The organism is Solidesulfovibrio magneticus RS-1 (genome assembly GCF_000010665.1).
Lineage (GTDB): Bacteria > Desulfobacterota > Desulfovibrionia > Desulfovibrionales > Desulfovibrionaceae > Solidesulfovibrio > Solidesulfovibrio magneticus.
In genome coordinates, this window is record NC_012796.1 from 455,580 (window position 1) to 471,591 (window position 16,012).

General features: G+C 68.0%; 13 protein-coding genes. All 13 read right to left on the reverse strand.

From position 1 onward, the window contains the following. Positions 1 to 80: 80 nt before the first annotated feature. On the reverse strand, positions 81 to 1,760 hold the full coding sequence (locus DMR_RS01805; RefSeq protein WP_012749969.1) for a YIP1 family protein: 1,680 nt from the start codon (positions 1,758 to 1,760) through the stop codon (positions 81 to 83). A 126-nt stretch (positions 1,761 to 1,886) separates the two neighbouring features. Beyond that, on the reverse strand, positions 1,887 to 3,152 hold the full coding sequence (locus DMR_RS01810; RefSeq protein ID WP_232502863.1) for a hypothetical protein: 1,266 nt from the start codon (positions 3,150 to 3,152) through the stop codon (positions 1,887 to 1,889). Between the two features lie 228 nt (positions 3,153 to 3,380). Continuing rightward, the gene (fliS, locus tag DMR_RS01815) at positions 3,381 to 4,130 is read right to left on the reverse strand and encodes a flagellar export chaperone FliS (RefSeq protein WP_012749971.1); all 750 of its coding nucleotides are present in this window, start codon (positions 4,128 to 4,130) and stop codon (positions 3,381 to 3,383) included. Between the two features lie 39 nt (positions 4,131 to 4,169). Next, a complete protein-coding gene (fliD, locus tag DMR_RS01820) occupies positions 4,170 to 5,861 on the reverse strand; it encodes a flagellar filament capping protein FliD (RefSeq protein ID WP_012749972.1) in 1,692 nt (563 codons plus the stop codon). A gap of 119 nt (positions 5,862 to 5,980) precedes the next feature. Further along, positions 5,981 to 6,874 carry a flagellin gene (locus tag DMR_RS01825; protein WP_012749973.1) on the reverse strand — a complete coding sequence of 298 codons (894 nt, stop codon included), beginning with the start codon at positions 6,872 to 6,874 and terminating at the stop codon, positions 5,981 to 5,983. Positions 6,875 to 7,076: 202 nt separating this feature from the next. After that, the gene (locus DMR_RS01830; RefSeq protein WP_012749974.1) at positions 7,077 to 7,994 is read right to left on the reverse strand and encodes a hypothetical protein; all 918 of its coding nucleotides are present in this window, start codon (positions 7,992 to 7,994) and stop codon (positions 7,077 to 7,079) included. An 11-nt stretch (positions 7,995 to 8,005) separates the two neighbouring features. Then, a complete protein-coding gene (locus DMR_RS01835) occupies positions 8,006 to 9,094 on the reverse strand; it encodes an SPOR domain-containing protein (RefSeq protein ID WP_232502864.1) in 1,089 nt (362 codons plus the stop codon). A 26-nt stretch (positions 9,095 to 9,120) separates the two neighbouring features. Continuing rightward, on the reverse strand, positions 9,121 to 10,488 hold the full coding sequence (locus DMR_RS01840; protein ID WP_012749976.1) for a response regulator: 1,368 nt from the start codon (positions 10,486 to 10,488) through the stop codon (positions 9,121 to 9,123). 18 nt (positions 10,489 to 10,506) lie between these two features. After that, positions 10,507 to 11,706, reverse strand: a complete 1,200-nt coding sequence (locus DMR_RS01845; RefSeq protein ID WP_012749977.1) for an HD domain-containing phosphohydrolase — start codon at positions 11,704 to 11,706, stop codon at positions 10,507 to 10,509. Positions 11,707 to 11,740: 34 nt separating this feature from the next. Beyond that, a complete protein-coding gene (locus tag DMR_RS01850; protein WP_012749978.1) occupies positions 11,741 to 13,024 on the reverse strand; it encodes a two-component system sensor histidine kinase NtrB in 1,284 nt (427 codons plus the stop codon). Continuing rightward, positions 13,021 to 13,833: a hypothetical protein gene (locus tag DMR_RS01855; protein WP_043599851.1), complete on the reverse strand. Its 813-nt coding sequence runs from the start codon at positions 13,831 to 13,833 to the stop codon at positions 13,021 to 13,023. The genes DMR_RS01850 and DMR_RS01855 overlap by 4 nt, the downstream gene beginning before the upstream one ends. Before the next feature lie 31 nt (positions 13,834 to 13,864). Next, complete coding sequence (locus DMR_RS01860; protein WP_012749980.1) at positions 13,865 to 14,680, reverse strand: tetratricopeptide repeat protein; 816 nt, start codon at positions 14,678 to 14,680, stop codon at positions 13,865 to 13,867. Positions 14,681 to 14,772: 92 nt separating this feature from the next. Continuing rightward, positions 14,773 to 15,972 (reverse strand): HD domain-containing phosphohydrolase, encoded by a 1,200-nt coding sequence (locus tag DMR_RS01865; protein ID WP_012749981.1) that lies wholly within the window; start codon positions 15,970 to 15,972, stop codon positions 14,773 to 14,775. Between the last annotated feature and the right edge of the window lie 40 nt (positions 15,973 to 16,012).

The following is a 16,012-nucleotide window of genomic DNA, read 5'->3' on the forward strand; positions in this document are numbered from 1 at the left end:
GGTCCACTCCCGGGAAGAATCCCTGTGGGTCTGCTTCCTTTATGGGCGTATCGCGCCGGCCCCGTCAAGGCCGCGCCGGGCTACTGGCCCGGGGTGAAGCTTTGCAGCATGGCCAGGAGCAGGAAGAGGTAGATGGACCATTTGATGAAGATGGCGGCCAGGGTCTGCGTGTAGGCGCCTTCGTGGCATTTCTTGAGGCCGATGGCCTGCAGGGCCATGTACCAGACGAGGATGACCGGGGACAGGAGCTGGCCGGCCACGGGCACGGCGGTGAGCACGGTGGGCGCGGCCGAGTAGCACAGCACCCGGAAGGTCTCGTCGAAGCTCTTTTTGGTGCTGCGAAACAGGATGAGCAGCAGGTGGGTCACCCAGGCGTCGAGGTAGATGCCCACGGAGATGACCAGGGGCACCAGGAGCAGGGCCAGCAGGAACGACAGGGGCGAACTGCCGAGCACACTTAAGGCGTCGTTTTGTCCCGGGCTGCCGATGCGGGCGCGCAGGCCGGCCAGGGTCCACATGAAATCGATGAGCAGCAGAAATTCACTGATGAGCAGGTTGAAAACCAGGGCCTTGGACTTGGGCCGGCCTTCGGGAAGGTTGCCGAAGAAGTCCAGGGGCTGGAAGAGGATCTTGCGCAGGGTGAGGATGAGGGCCGGGAAAAAGCCGTAGGCGTCCTGGCGTTCCCAGGGCACGGGGTCGGTGACGGTTTCCCGGGCCGGCTCCTCGGGTTCGTCCTCGGCCGGGCGTTGGTGTTCCAGGTGGGGCCGGGCGGCCTTGCGGTCGTCGAGGGCTTGTAGTCTGGCCCAAATATCGCGCACGCCGTCGGCGCGTACGGTGGTTTCCTGGGGCTGGTCGTCGGCCGGGGCATTGGTGGTGGCGGGGGGGACGGCGTCTTCGGGGGCCAAGGCCTGGGGCGCGGCCGGCGTTTCGGCCTTGGGAGCCGTGGCGCGGGGCGGAGGCGTCGATGCCGTTTGGGGTTTCGCGGCGCGCGGCGGGGCCGGAGCCGGTTCGGATGCGGCTTCCGGTTCCGGTTCGGGCGCGGCGGCGGCCACGGGTTGCGGCGCGGGCGTGGGGTCAAGTCCTTGTTCGACCCGGGCGCGGATGCGTCGGGCGATGTCCGAGGGTGCTTCGTCCGGGATGTCGGGGTCGGAAAAATCGGGTTCCGGCTTGGGTTCCAGTCCGGGTTGGCGGGCCGGCTGAGGCGTCGTCGCCACGCTTTCGCGGACGGTGGGGGCCGGTTGGCGTTTGGCGGCGGATTTGGCCGGCCGGGGCGTGGCGGCCGGCTCGTCCTGTTCGTCCAGGGCGTCGAGGCGGCGTCGCTGGACCAGGGGCTGGCGCGGTTCGGGCTGCTGTTCCCAGTGGGTGGGGGGCGGCACGGCGTCGTCCTCAGCCGGAATTTCATCCGGTTGGGGCATGGCGTCGGCCCGGGGCGCGGGGTCGGGGGCGAAGGTGGCGTCGGCCACGGGGGCCGGGCCGGACGGCCCGAGGTCTTCCGGGGCGGCCTCCACGGCCGGTTCTTCCAGGGATTCCCAGGCGGCCGGGGGCGTGGCGGCACGCTCCTGCCGGGCGGCGGGGCGACGCCAGGAGGACACGCCGGGTTCGGCCGTAACGAAGGATTCTTCGACGGCCGGGGTCGGTTGGGGACGGAACCGGAACCGGTGGCGGCATTTGGGACAGGTGGCCATGGTCGGTGTGACCGGAGCCTTGGCGTCGGGGATTTCCCGGAAAAAGCCGCATTGAGGACAGGTTATGCGCATCATGTACCTTCGCGAAACGCCCGGCGCGCTGTGGCAGGGCCTGCATGGACAAGGCGTAGTGTAACTTCTCCAAGCCGCCAAGGCAACCTCGGCCAGGCCTTGCCCGGACGTGGCGGTTTCGGGGCGCGGCTACAGGCCCGGGGGCAGCAGGAGGCAGCGTCCGGGGCCGCCGCCCGGGACCAGGGACGTGAAAAAGTCCAGGGGCAGGGTCGGGTAATCGGCGTTTAAGCGGTGTCGGGCGGCTCCGGCCATCCGGCTGAAGGCTTCGAGCTTGTCGGCCACGCCGGCGGCGTCGGCCACAAGCCTGTTGTGGTGGAGGATGGGGGCGTCCAGGGCCAGGACGGCGGCCCCGGGATGGCCTTCCAGGCGTTCGTGCAGGGGCCGGACGTAGCGCGGTCCGGGCGTGGCGTCGGTGCGAAAAAGGCGCAGTTGCCAGTCCGGCCACAGCCCGTGGCCGACCTTGGCCCAGCCGGGGGCGGGATAGAGGGTCAGGCGCGGGAAATAGGCGGCTCCGGCTTCCGGACAGGCCATGATTCTGACGACGGCGGCGGCGAAACCGGGGCCGGGCCGTTCGTCGGGGTCCAGGGACAGCACCCAGCCGGGCGGGCAGGCGGCCAGTAGCGCGTTGCGTTGGGCCGCGAAATCCCCGGCCAGGGGCCGGGCCAGGTGGCGCACGGGAATGTCCAGGCGGGCGGCGGCTTCGGCGGCCGGGGGGATTTCGGCGGCGTCCCAGACGATGACCGCCTGGCAGGCCAGGCCCCTGGCGGCCTCGAAAAAAGTGCCAAGAGCCGGTTCATCGGCCCGGGCGAGCAGGGCCAGGGTCGGGAGGGGCCGGCTGGTCGGCGTCGGGCCGGGATCGGGCAGGAGCCGGCCGGCGGTCAGCAGCCGGCGGACCCGGGCCAGGGAATTGGCCTCGCCGGTCTCGGCCGGTTCGGGGTTGACCGTGACCAGGGTGTTTTCCGGGGCAAGGCCTTTGGCCCACAGCAGGTGGCACACGGCCTGGACCGAGGCGTCGGCGACGAGCTGGGCCGGCCCACCCGGCTTCAGCCAGGGCACCCGTCCGGCGGCCAGGGACTTCCGGGCGATGTCCGGCGCGAGGCAGACGACGTCCAGGCCTGTATTTTCCGGCAGGGCGGCGGCCAGGGCGGCGGCCAGATCGCCGCTGCCAAGGCCGAGCAGGGCGACGCGCCGCCGTTCGCCCAGGGCGCGCAGGACGCGGGCGGTCCGGGCGGCGGTGGCTTCGGGCGCGGCGGCTGGCGGCGGGGGGACCGCCTGGCCGCTGCCGAGCCGCCAGGCCAGCACTTCAGCGCTGTAGGTGAAAAACGGATGCGGTGCGGCGGCGATCATGGCCCAAGCTAGCGTGGCGTCGCTCCGGCGACAAGCCCGGGACGCCATGTCCCGGGTTCCCGGATTTGGGCAAAACGGCACGGGCGGCGGCCCTATGCGGGACAAACCGCCATGCCTGCCCTTGGGAGAGGCCGGGCAAAGGCCCTTGGCCGCGACGCCGGTTTATGGGCGGCTCGTGTCGGGTCCCTTAAAAAATACGAGCGTATTTCTTAATAAAAATTATTGGTTGAGTCTGTTGTCCGCGAATTGTCCTGTAGGCTTTTCGTGGACGCGAAACTAGCCGGTGGCGCGTCCCTGGGAATAGGCGGCCATGGCCCGGCGTACCGGGGAGATGGCTGGCCGGGGCGTTTCAATGACAACCGGTGCGCTGGGGGCGGCTTCCTGGTCGGCTTCGACGGCTGTGTCCGCAGGCGGCGTGGCCGAGGCCACGGGCACTTCGGGGCGTGTGGGCGCGGCCGGGGGCGTCGTCACGGCTGCCGCGACGGCAACGGCGGAGGTGGGCGCGGCCGGCCGGACCTGGGCCAGGGGCCGTGTCGTCAGACCGGGATGCGGCAGGGAAGCGCCACCCATGACCGCGCCGAGATGGTTGCGGCCAAGGGGTGCGGCCGTGACGCCGACCCGGGTGTTCTGGGTCGCCTCGGTAGGCACGGCTTTGGTGGCCACCATGGCGTTGGCCTCGACAAAGGCTTCGCGCAGGCCGGTTAAGATGCCCACCACCTCGTCGATCTTGGTCACGTCCATCTTGAGGTTGGCGGTAAGCAGGCGGGAGCTGCAAAAGAAATAGAGCTTTTGCAGTCGTTCAGCCAAGTCCCCGCCCTTGTTGACGTTAAGCGACCCTTGCAGCTCGGACAAAATGTCCAGGGCCTTGGAGATGAGGATGCCCTTTTGGGCGTAGTTTTTTTCGGCGATGCGTTCCTTGGCCTGATGCAGGAACTTGAGCGCCGCGTCGTAGAGCATGATGACGAGGTCGCCCTGGGTGGTGGTGGACACCTGGGTCTGGAGGTAAGTCTTGACGGCGTTTTGCATGGAGCTCTCTCCCTTTGCATGCTTATCGGCAGGAACGAATTAATCTGAAGAGAGCTGCTTGATTTGTGACTCAAGTTGGCTTTGCATCTGGTCGTAGGTGCCGAGCATGGAATCGACCTTGGCGAACCGCTTTCGCAAGTTGCTGGCATAGGTCGATATTCGCCGCTGTTCGTAGGCGATCTTGTCATCGATCATGGCGGTGATGTCGTCGTAGTTGTCGTCGAGAATGTGCAGCGGGCCATCCTGGCTGTCGGTCAGTTCCCCGAGCAGATCGCTTAATTGTCCGGCCTTGCCCTGCTTGAGGCCGACTTCGCCGGTGTGGGTGCCGGGGGTGGTGTCCACGACCCGGATGACCATGCCGGCTTCGTCATAGCCGTGGGCGCCGGTGATGAGGTTTGAGTTGCTGTTAAACATCGCGGCGTGACCGTTTATCGTGGCGGCGGTGATCTTGCCGCTGGCGTCCGTGGTGTAGGAGAGCTTGTAGGTGCCGTTCTTGGTGGTGTTCTTGATGTAGGAGGAGATGGAAAAATCGGAAGAACTGGTGCGGCCTACGTACTGGGCGGCAAAGAGCTGGCCCACGGCGTCGGCGTTTGAGGCCAGTACGGCGTCGAGGACGTCGTCGTCGATGACCAGCAGCCCTTCGGTGGTCGATCCCTGCTCGGCGTCGGTGAGAATGCCCAGCTGGGACAGGGTGGAATACTTGTCCTGATCGTAGTCGAAGCCCACGCCAAGCCCGGCTACGGCGCTCTTGAGATTGGTGTCGATGAGCTGGATGCCGTAGTTGCCGGTGAGCAGCGAGGCCTGCTGGGTTGTGGAGTCAACCCGGCTGATTTCTTGGATCTTCGTGCGCACGAGGTTGACCTGCTCAACGAAGGTCTCGATTTTTTCCTTGATGGCGTCGGTGTCCGTGGTGGTGACCACGGTGGCGGACCCGGTGCTCTTCAGCGTCATGGTCAGGCCGGGGATGAGATCCGTGACGGAGTTGGTTTCCCGGGTAATCCAGGAGCCTGAGGCGGTCGGCCAGCCGTCGAGCTTGAGCTGGGCGCTGGCGTTGGAGGTGATGGTGCTGAAATCGCTGTTGCCGAAGCCGGACAGGGTCGAGTTGCTGGCGATGACCAGGCTCGCCGTGGAGCCGGTGTCCATGCCGCGCAGCTGCAGGTAATACTTGGAACCGTCGTAGGAAACGCTGGCCTTGACCCCGGGATTGCTGGGATCGTTATTGATGATGCTGGCCAGATCGGTCAGCGTGCAGTTGGCCCCGACGGTGTTGGAATAGGTGACGCCCTTGTAGGTATAGGCAAACATGGCGTCGGAGCTTGAGGAATTGATGTCCGTCGAGGCGCTGGCGTAGCCGGTGGCGGTGACCATGGCTTTGGCCGTGGCCAGACGGTTGACCACGACCTCGTGGGAACCGTTTTCCGCCCCGGCCCCGGCCACGGCCGAGACCACGGTGGAATCCGAGGAATCCACCGCCTTGGTCATGAACTCGTCCATGCTGTCCATGTCCTCAAGGCTGGTCTTGAGGGTCAGCATCTGAGTGTTGAGTTCTTGGAAGGCGGCCTGCTTGTCGGTCCAGGATTTTTTCCAGGTCTGCAGGCTCGTGATTCGTGATTGCTCGACTTGGACGAGCTTTTTGATCATCGAATCGAAATCGGTACCGTTGCCCAGGCCCGAATAGGTGATCTGCCCCGAGGTGGTGATCGGCGAATAACTGCTGACGGTGTTCGACATGGTGCTCCCCCGGCGGCAAAAAATTCCTGGCGGCAGGACTTCGTCACGTCAGGAGCAAGGCGGATGCCAACTGCGAGGGGCCGGACCGCCCGGGGCGGTCCGGCCGGAAGCGTCGCTTATTAACCGCCGATGAGCTGCATGGCCATCCGAGGCATGGAGTTGGCCTGGGACAGCATGGCCACCGCCGACTGGGTGAGGATCTGGTTGCGCACGAACTGGGTCATTTCCGTGGCCACGTCCACGTCGGAGATCTGGGACTCGGCGGCCTGGAGGTTTTCGGACTGGATCTGCAGGTTGGAGATGGTGTTCTCCAGGCGGTTTTGCAGGGCGCCCAGGTTGGCGCGGATCTTGTCCTTGGACACGATGGCGTCGTTGATGGCTTCCAGGGCCTTCTGGGCCATTTGCTGGGTGGAGATGCTGCGGCCGTCGTTGCCCGAGGCGGCGCCGATGCCCAGACCCAGGGCCGAAGCGGTGGAAGTGCCGATCTGGACGTAGTAGTAATCTTCCGAAGATTCGTTGCCGGACCCGAAGTGCACCTTGAGCTTGCCGCTGGAATTGATGCCGGCGCCGCTGTGGGTCGAGCCGGACAGGTTACCGTTGAGCAGATAGATGCCGTTGAAGTCCGTGGCGTTGGCGATTCGGGTGATTTCCGAGGCCATGGCTTGGTATTCCGAGTCGATGATGAGGCGCTGGTCCGAGGTGTAGGTGCCGGTGGAGGCCTGTTCGGCCAGTTCCTTCATGCGGATGAGCTTTTCGTCGATGACTTGGAGCGCGCCGTCCGCGGTCTGGATCATGGAAATGGCGTCGTTGGCGTTGCGCACGCCCTGATTGATGGAAGCGATGTCCGCGCGCATGAGCTCGCGAATGGCCAAGCCGGCGGCGTCGTCGGCGGCGCTGTTGATGCGCAGCCCCGAAGACAGACGCTGGGTCGAGGTGGCCAGGGCGGAGTACGAGTTGGACAGGTTGCGGGCCGCGTTGGCGGCCATCAGATTGCTGTTAATGGTAAGAGCCATGGTTGTTTCCTCCTTGAATGCGACGGGCGTCCTTGCCCTTGTGTCATCCGCCGGCCGTGGGCCTTCGGCCTGGGTGGCGGATTGTGCCTCTTTGCCTTCATATCGACGCCGTAAAACGCGTTCTTTAGGCCGGGCTCCGGGCGAAGCGACAAAAAAAACCGGCTCGCGCCGGCGGGGAAGGACTGGGAAGAGGCAGGCCGCGTCAGGCCCGGGAACGGCTGCGCCGCCAATCGGCCAAAAGGGCATCCAGACCGGCCTGCCGGCCATGGCGGAGCTGGAAATCCCGGATCAGGGCGTTGGCCCGAGCCTGGGCGGCGTCGATGCGGGGCAGGCCGAGAGGGGTCAGGCAGCCGTCGTCGTCCAGGCGATGGTGGTAGTGGAGGATGGCCGCGTCCTGGTCGTGCTCCGGGCGGTAGCTGGCCGGGCGCAGATGGGTGGGGAAATTGAGCCGGTCGGGCAGGTGGCCCGGGGGGAGGCCCAGGTCGATCAGGGCCAGGGCCAGGCCGACCTGGTCGGCGTGCTTGGCGTAGGGGCCAAGAAGCCGGGCGTTTTCCAAGGTGAAATGGGTCCACTTGAGCCAGTGCGGTCCCACGGCGGCCAGGGTTTCGCGGTCAAAAAGCGTTACCCCGCCGTTCAAGTTGGCGGCCAGGGTCTGGCCCGGGCCAAAGCCGGCCGGGGCCGTGGCCGCGTCCCGGGGCAGGCCGGCCGCCCGCAGCAGGGCGAGCAGCAGCGGCAGGGGCGGCGCGGCCGTGTCCACGATCTTGCCCCGCGCCCCCGGCCCGGGCAGTTCCCGGGACAGATCCCCGGTCACGGCCACGTCGGCGTCGAGCAGGGCCACGTGGTCCGCCCCGGCCAGGGCCTTGGAGCGCAGTTGCGTCAGCTTGTTGCAATAAGGTGAGGCGGCCGCGCCGTAGGGTTTGGTCGGGACGGCGACCACGCTCAGGCCGGCCAGGAAACGGACAAAGTCCGGGGGGTGCTCGCCCACCAGATGCACCTGGACGGCCTGGGGCGTAACGGTGCCCGAGCCAAGCAGGGTGGCCAGCAGGTTGAAGGCCTGGAGGCGGAATTTCGGCTGGGCGTCCACCACGAAGGACACGGCCAGGGAGGCGGTCACGGGCATGGCTTGCCTCCCTACCGGCAGCGCAGCCGGGGAATGTCGCTGGCCGCCACGGGCGTGACGAGGGGGGCCACGCCCGTGGCGGCCATGACTTCGGCCCGGGCGGCGGCAGCGGCCCGGCGGTCGCCGAAGCGGCCGGCCAGCACCCGGTAACGGCGTTTGCCGTCCTTGTCCGACATGGCCAGACAGGCCGGCAGGCCCTGGGCTCGGAGTTTGGCCGCCTGGGCGGCGGCGTTGTCCGCGTCGGCAAAAAGGCCGGTTTGCAGGGCCAGATAGCCGGCCGCCGGTTCGGCCTTGGGAGACGGCGGGGTTTTGGGGCGCGGTTCGGCCTTGGCGGGCCCCGGGGGGGGGGACGGTGGGGCCGAGGTGTTGGCCTGGCCGGCCGGTGCGGCGGCCGGCGTGGTCGTTTGGGCCGCAGTCGGGACGACCGGCCGGGCCGTCTGGTCGCCGGGCTCGGCCGGGGCGACGGGCGCGGCCGCCAGGGCGGGAAGGGCCGGAGCCGCCTGCGGGGCTGCCGGAGGGGTCTGGGGCGCGGCCACGGGGAGCGCGGGTTCGGGGCGCGGCGCGGCGGCAGCGGCTTTGACCGCCGCCTTGGCCCCTGGGGCCGTTGGCATGGCGGCCGGCGGCGACGCGGCGGCCTCGGCCGGCCGGCCGGCCACCTGGAAGCGGGCCACGGCCGGCTGGCCGCCCGGCGGGATCAGGGTCAGCGTCCACTCCCCGGCGGCCACGGGCAGGCCGGCAACCAGGGCGTAGGCAGCCACGGCCGGTTCTCCCGGCCGGGCCGCCGCCTGCCAGATGTCCTGGGCTGTCCCGCCTTCGGGCAATGGCCGCGTCAGCCGGACGGCCACGACGACGGGAGCTTGTCCCGCCTCGCCGGAGACAACGAAGCGGCAGCCAAGGCCCCGGTCCGCAGCGCCCACGGCCTCGCCCAAGCGCACATCCCTGGCCGCCGGCCAGCCCTCGCCCGGGACGGTGTCCCGGAGAAGCGCCCCGCACACCAGGGCGGTCACGGCCGGGGAGGCGTCGGTCCCGGCCCGGGCGTATCCGGACGACAGGCCCAGGCACAAGGCAGCCAGCAGGCAGGCGAGGGGACGCATGGACATGGCGCGGGGCGACGTCGCGGCGGCGGTCATTGGCCCAGGTGGGCCAGCAGGCGCCTGGCCGGTTCGTAGCCTGGGTGGCGTTTGAGGGTTTGGGCCAAAAATTCCCTGGCAGCGGGCAGATCGCGGCAACGGTGGTAGGCCGTGGCGATGTTGTAGCCCACGGTGGGCCCTTGGAGGAGGAGGTCGGGATCGAGCTTGAGGGCCTCCTCGAAGTGGGTCAGGGCGGTATAGTAGTCCTTGCCCTCGGCATGGGCCACGCCGAGGTTGTAGCGCAGGCCGGCGTCGCTGGGGGCGATGGACAGGGCCTTGCGGTAGTTCTCCGCGGCCTCGCGCCAGTTGCCCTGGCGGCGCAGCAGGATGCCACGATTGTTGAACATCCACAGATCCTTGGGGCCAAGGGCCTCGCCCTTGGCCTCGATGGCCTCGGTGACGAAGCGCAGGGCCGTTTCCTGGTCGCGTTCGCCGATGCGTTTGGCCATTTCCATCAGGGCGTCGCTGACCATGTCCGAGGCGACCTTGCCCACCACCTTGCGGGCCTCCTCGAAAAAGGCCCGGGCCTTGTCGTTCTCGCCCAGGTCGAGATACGCCTCGCCGATGACCGCCTTGCGCTCGAAATTGAGCGGCGACAGCTCGTCCAGGCGGGTCAGGCAGGCCAGACGCTTGGCGTCGTCGCCGGTCTGCGTGTAGACCTCGACCAGGCGCTTGAGGGGTTCGATATAAAGCTTCTCGGCCCGGGCCGCGTCCTTGTAATGGCTTTCGGCCTGGGCGTGATCGCCCTTGGCCAGGGCCACGTCGCCAAGAAGCAGGTGGGCTTTTAAGCTGTCGGGCTTGATCTCGAAGGCCTTGGCCGCCACCCGCGCGGCCTGATCCAGGTCTCCGGCGGCGAGCAGGGCGGCGGCCCGGTCGAACAGCACCCCGAGCTGGTTGTTGGGGCGCACCGCAAAGGCGCACTTCTCCACCAGGGCATTGGCCGAAATGGGTTTGGTGATGCAGCTGTCGGCCCCAATCTCGTGGGTGAGCACCAGCTCGTCCCGGGAAAGCTCCACCGTGGTCACCACAAGCCGGATCTTGTCGCCGTAGAGGGTTTTGAGGGTGCGCACCGTCTTTAAGCAGGCCGTCTGGCGCAGGCGGCGCTCCAGAAAGACCAGCAAGGGGACGGGCAGCCGATCGGCGATCTTGGCGGCCAGGGTGGCCACGTCGTCGTAGTCGGCCACCTCGCGCAGCACGGTTTTGACGTCCACGCGCAGGGCGCCCAGGGCGTATTTGAGCTGGCGCACGAAGCTGTCGTCGTCGGTGCAAAGGACCGCCAGTCCGCCTTCGGCGAAATAGTCGGCCACGATGCGCTCGTAGCGTCGGGCCGCTTGTTCGGCCCGCAATTTGACGGCATTGGGCATGGGCTAGGGTCCTTGGGGTCAGGGGGAGCCTTGGGCGCGCCCGACCCGGCGCAAGAGGGCCAGCAGTTCGGGGTCGGCCAGGCCCGGGGGCGGCGCGTCCTCGGCCGGCGGTGCGAGCACCCGGCAGCGGACGTCGCCCGGCAGGGACTCGGCCTCCAGGCAGGCCAGCCAGCCGGCGTCCACCATCTGGCCGGACGTGGCCAGGACTGCGGCGTGGGGCAAGGCGACATCATCCTCCAGGATCATGCCCGGGGTCAACGCCGAAAGGGGGATTTCCCGGCGCTCCAGTCCTTCCCGCTCCCCGGCCAGGGCGGTCAGGGCGTCCAGGGCCTGGGGATCGTAGAGGCCTTCCCGGCCGGCCAGGGCGTCCAGGGCCTGGTCCCGAGCGCGGCCCGAGGTCAGGAGCACGTCGTAATCCAGGGCGGCCTTGAGGAGTTTGGCCCCAAGCGGAACGTCCCGGCCGGCTCCGGCGTGGGGCGTTTCCTGGTGGCGGATTATGGCGGCCACTTCGTCAAGCTTGGGAATGTTGGCCAGCAAATCCCCGGCCAGGCCCGGGTGGCGGGCGAAAAGCCGAGCCTCGTCGCCGGCGAGATCGCCTGTCCGGCGCAGCTTGGCAAACAGGTCTTGGGGCAGGACCAGGCCCCCCAGCTGGGACAGGGTGACGGCCAGCTCGATGCGCCAGGCGTCGGGAGCGCCCAGGTAGCGGGCCATGTCGGCCACCAGCCGGCGCACGCGCATGGCCCGGGCGAAGGCCTCGGGGTTTTGCAGGGCGAGCAGGTCGGACAGCAATTTGATGATGCCGCGAAGGGCCCCTTTGAGAAAATCGCGCTCGGCCGTGGCCTGGGCATACAGGGCCGCGCCGGCGGCCAGGGATTCAGCCAGCTCCTCCTCGGGGCAGGGCTTGGCCAGGAACCGGAAGACGTGGCCGGTGTTGACGGCGTCCATGGCGGCGCGCAGATCGGCGTAGCCGGTCAGCATGATCCGCACAGTTTCGGGGGAGAGTTTTTTGAGCTGGGTGAAAAATTCCAGCCCGTCCAGGCCCGGCATCCGCAGGTCGGCCACCACCACGGCATAGGGGCCGTGCTCGGCGGCGACTTCCAGCCCCCGCAACGGGCCAAGGGCGGTTTCCGCCAGGTACTTGCGTCGAAACGTGCGTTTAAGGGTCGCCAGAATTTCTGGATCGTCGTCCACGAACAGGATTTTTGCCTTGCCGCCCATTGGCCCGCCGCCTTTGCCGGTTGCCGGGGCGCGGTCAGGCCGCCCCGTGTTGCGTCTGGCCGTCTTCCAGCGGAAAACGGAGGAAAAATGTCGTGCCCTCCCCAGGGCGGGACAGGCAGTCGATGCCGCCGCCGTGGCGGGTCATGACCGCGTGGCTGATGGCCAGCCCCTGGCCGGTGCCCTTGCCCACGGCCTTGGTGGTGAAAAAGGGGTCGAAGATGCGCCCGCGCACCGCCTCGTCCATGCCCGGACCGTTGTCGGCCACGGCAATCTCGGCAAAGCCGGGAACGAGCCGGGAGGAAACGAGGATGCTCCCGTGCCGCCAGGGTTCGGCGGCGACCCGTTCCTCCACGGCCTGGGCGGCGTTTAACACCACATTGAGCAGGACCTGGGACACCTCGTGAGGGGCACCGTACACCAAGGGCAGCTCGGGGGAAAGGTCCAGGGTCACTTCGGCGACATGTTTCCAGGCGTTGCGGGTGACGGCCACGATGTCGCGCACGCTGGCGTTGACGTCGAAAAAGAGCATCTCCCCGGTTCCGGGGTGGGACATCTGGCGCATGGCCCGCACGATGTCGGCCACCTGGCCGATGCCCTTGCGGGTATTGGCGATGGCGGCCGGGATTTCCTGGCGCAGGTAGTCGATGTCGGTTTCCCCGGCCACGCGCCGGGCCTCGGCGGCGGCGGCGGCCACGGCGGGGGCGTCGCCGGCTTCCACGGCCTCCAGCAGCCGGCCGTGGGCTTGGAGCAGGGCCAGCAGTTCGGTGAAGGCCTCGTCGAGAAAGCCGGCGTTGTAGCCGACGTACTGGACCGGGGTGTTGATTTCGTGGGCGATGCCGGCGGCCAGGCGTCCGATGGCCTGCATCCGGCGCTCGTGGATGGCCTTGAGTTCCCGGGCTTTGATCTCGCCGAGGTCCTGGCCGAGAATCAGCGCCCCCGGGGCCTCGTCGCCGGCCGGGTCCACGGGGTTGACCGTGAGCCCAAGCAGGCGCTCCTCGCCGGCTGCCGTGCGGCAGCGCACCTCGTCCACCCGCACCGGCGCGTGGGCGCGCCGGCTTTCTTCCAGAGCCAGGCGCACGTCCGGGCCTTCCCAACAAATGCCCAGGTCGAAGAAATCCCGGCCGGCTGCGGACCCGGCCGTCAGACCGAAAACCGTTTCGGCGCTGGCGTTGAAACGACGCACGCGGTTGTGGCCGTCCAGGGTGACGAGGATGGAGCGGATGGAGCCGAGCAACAGCTCGATGTCCCGGGCGGCCAGGGCCATTTCCCGCTGGGCCGCGTCGCAGGGCATGGTTGTTTCGGCCCGGTCCGAGCTCACGTCCCAGCCTCTTCGAGCCAGAAGGTCAGGCCGAGCCCGCCTGTGGGCGTGTGGGCGCGCACCACCAGGCAGTCCTGGCAGGCCTGCGGATGTCCGGCCGCCGGGAGCAGGGTCCCGGTTTCCAGGCGCAGGCCCTTGTCGCGCAGCATGTCGCCGAAATAGTGGAGCACGGTGGCGTAAAAAGCGTCCAGTCCGGGGCCGGCCTGGGCGAGGCGCTCGACCAGCGGCCGCGACAGGCCGATGGTGGCGGCGAAACGCCGCTGGCCAAGCACCGTGCCCTCGATGCGGGTGTGCTCGGGGAACTCGGCGGGATCGTGGGCGCTGTCCAGGCCGTTTGCCGCGGCTTCCTCGCCGGTCCACCGCTGCAGGGCCCGGGACAGGGCGGCGAACAGGCATTCGGCCACACGGTTCTCGGCGAAAAACTCCTGCAGGTAGCGCAGGCTCACCCGCCCCTTGTCGCGCAGGGCGTAGTGGCGGCCCATGAGCGCCTGATATTGGTTCCGGTCGATGTGTCCGAGCACGAGCAGCGCCTCGCCCAGGTAGGTATGGTGGATTTTCTGGAGAAAAAGCAGGTCGTCCACGGCCCGCCGGGAGAGCTGGCGCTCCCCCACGGCGATGTCGCCGAAAAGCCGGGGATCGACGTTTTGGCGCTGTCGGATGTCCTCGGCCTGCTCGGCGGTGAGCATGCCGCGCTCCACGGCCACCTCGCCGATGCGCTGGTTTTTTTCACGTTGGTAGGCCAGGCCCTCTGCCAATTGGGCTTCGGTGATGGCCCCCTGCTCCACCAGGAAACGTCCGAGAAAGCTCATGTGCGTCCTCGCGCGGCGGCAGGCCGCCTCGTTAGAAGCCTCTGGCCGAGGACCGTCCCGATGACGGCAGGGGGGTCTCTTCCAGGGCTTTGCGTTCGATGGCCCGGGCAAGGGCCTCGGCTTCGGGAAAGGCCGGATTGATGGCCTGGGCCATGCCGAGGAACTTGAGGGCGAGCTTTGGTTTGTCGCGTTCGAAATAGGTGCGGGCGATGTTGTACAGGAGATGGTCGTCGGTCTTGCTCAAGCGATAAGCCTTGAAATAGTAGCGCAGGGCCTGATCGTACATCTTGTGCTTGCGCATCTTGATGCCGAATTCGTTGAAGAGGTGTTTGTGCTCTTCGCCGAAGGCCGCCTCCAGGGTGATGATGCGCCGGCACACCAGCCGGGCGTTGTCCAGTTCGCCCCGGTCGAGGTAGGTGAGCCCAAGCCCGAAGGTGGCCCGGATGTGCTCCTCGTCCACCCGCAAGGCGTTTTTGTATTCGAATTCGGCCGACAGGAGTTCGCCCTCGGCCCGGTGGGCGTCGCCGGCGTCGACGTACTGTCTGGCCCGGCGCATCATGGGCACGACCTTGTTCATGTAGAGGTCGGGCTCGGGCAGGTATTCGGACAGGAGCTGTTCCCGGGTCACACGGCGGGGCTTGCCGGAGGGGATGAAATGCTTGTTGAGGCTGCGCAGGAGATAGGAGCCGTCGGCCTGCTCCTCGGCATAGACCTGGACGTTCTGCTTGACCTTGCGCTTGGTCGCGCCGAAGCCGATGAAGGCCTGGGTCTGGGTGGAAAAAACGCCGCGAAAAGGCTCGTTCGCGGCCTTGGGCGGGGGGCTGTCGGGTTGTGGAACTGCTGCCATGGGGCTGTCGGCACGGGCCGGATGGTTGGGGATGCGGACCGGATCGCGGCCCGTGCGGACGGGACGCCTGACCTTGATAGGCGCAAACGGGCCTAGCCATCAAGCATCATGGCAAAGGCCAGTTGTTCCGGGGGCGGCACCAGCACCCGCCAGCGGCCCTTGACGCCGCGTTCGCCGTCAAGCCGGGCCAGGCGGCGGATGGACATGGCGTTGAGTTCCAGGCCACGGCCAAGGACCAGGGTTCCGCCCAGGGCGACCACGTCCTGGTCGAGCAGCATCCCGGCGGCCAGGGCATCGGTGGGCACTTGGCGCGGTTCGAAGCCGTCGGGCAGGGTGGCCAGGGTTTCCAGGGCATCCAGGATTTCCGGGTCGTACCAGCCGTCGCGGTCGCGCATGCGGGCCAGGGCGTCGGCCTCGGGGGTTTGGGAACGCCGCTTCTCGCCGTAGTGGGCGGTCAGGGTGTCGAAATCCAGGGCGACCTTGAGGATGCGCGCGCCAAGGGGAATGCGCTCCCCGGCCAGGGCGTCGGGAGGCAGCCCGCCGCCGTCGTAGCGTTTTTCTTGATAGGCGATGATCTCGGCGACTTCACGCAGACGGGGGATGTTGGCCACAAGCTCGGCGGCGATCTTGGGGTGCATGGCGAATTCGTAGGCCTTGTCGCCGGGCAGAGGGTCGCCGCGATAGGCTCGGCGCAGGGTTTCGGCCGGCATGGCGGCGCAGCCGATCTGGGAGAGCATGGCGGCCAGCTCCAGCCGCCAGGCTTCGGCAATTCCCAGGTAGGCGCCCAGGTCCACGGCCAGACGCTTGACCCGCGACGATTTGCCGAAGGCCTCGGGGCTGACCATTTCGAGCAGGTTGGTCAGGAGTTTTATGGTGCCGCGCACGGTGCCGCGCAGGAGTTCCTTTTCGGCGGCTATGAGCTGGTATTGGCGCAAAGCGGCTTCCAGGGCCTCTTCCAGAGCCTCCTCGGGGCAAGGCTTGGTCAGGAAGCTGAAAACCTTGCTTTTGTTGACCGCGGCGATGGCCACGTCGATGTCGGCAAAGCCGGTGAGGATGATGCGCACGGCGTCGGGGCGCAACTCCCGGACACGGCCCAGGAACTCCACGCCGTCCAGGCCCGGCATCCGCAGGTCCGAGACCACCACGGCCACATCGGGCAGGGCGGCCAGCCGTTCCAGGCCGACTTCCGGTCCGGCCGCCGTTTCCACGGCGTAGCGTTTGCGTAGGGCGCGACCGTATGCGGCCAGGATCTCCGGGTCGTCATCGACAAAGAGGATACAGGGCTTGTCCATGGTCGCCTCGCAGCCGGTAAAAAAAAGTCCGGGCGGCTGT

Bases quoted from the DNA above. Each gene is read 5' to 3' on its own strand.
- DMR_RS01805 (WP_012749969.1), bottom strand. From the start codon at position 1,760: ATGATGCGCATAACCTGTCCTCAATGCGGCTTTTTCCGGGAAATCCCC.
- DMR_RS01810 (WP_232502863.1), bottom strand. From the start codon at position 3,152: ATGGCGTCCCGGGCTTGTCGCCGGAGCGACGCCACGCTAGCTTGGGCC.
- fliS (WP_012749971.1), bottom strand. From the start codon at position 4,130: ATGCAAAACGCCGTCAAGACTTACCTCCAGACCCAGGTGTCCACCACC.
- fliD (WP_012749972.1), bottom strand. From the start codon at position 5,861: ATGTCGAACACCGTCAGCAGTTATTCGCCGATCACCACCTCGGGGCAG.
- DMR_RS01825 (WP_012749973.1), bottom strand. From the start codon at position 6,874: ATGGCTCTTACCATTAACAGCAATCTGATGGCCGCCAACGCGGCCCGC.
- DMR_RS01830 (WP_012749974.1), bottom strand. From the start codon at position 7,994: ATGCCCGTGACCGCCTCCCTGGCCGTGTCCTTCGTGGTGGACGCCCAG.
- DMR_RS01835 (WP_232502864.1), bottom strand. From the start codon at position 9,094: ATGTCCATGCGTCCCCTCGCCTGCCTGCTGGCTGCCTTGTGCCTGGGC.
- DMR_RS01840 (WP_012749976.1), bottom strand. From the start codon at position 10,488: ATGCCCAATGCCGTCAAATTGCGGGCCGAACAAGCGGCCCGACGCTAC.
- DMR_RS01845 (WP_012749977.1), bottom strand. From the start codon at position 11,706: ATGGGCGGCAAGGCAAAAATCCTGTTCGTGGACGACGATCCAGAAATT.
- DMR_RS01855 (WP_043599851.1), bottom strand. From the start codon at position 13,833: ATGAGCTTTCTCGGACGTTTCCTGGTGGAGCAGGGGGCCATCACCGAA.
- DMR_RS01860 (WP_012749980.1), bottom strand. From the start codon at position 14,680: ATGGCAGCAGTTCCACAACCCGACAGCCCCCCGCCCAAGGCCGCGAAC.
- DMR_RS01865 (WP_012749981.1), bottom strand. From the start codon at position 15,972: ATGGACAAGCCCTGTATCCTCTTTGTCGATGACGACCCGGAGATCCTG.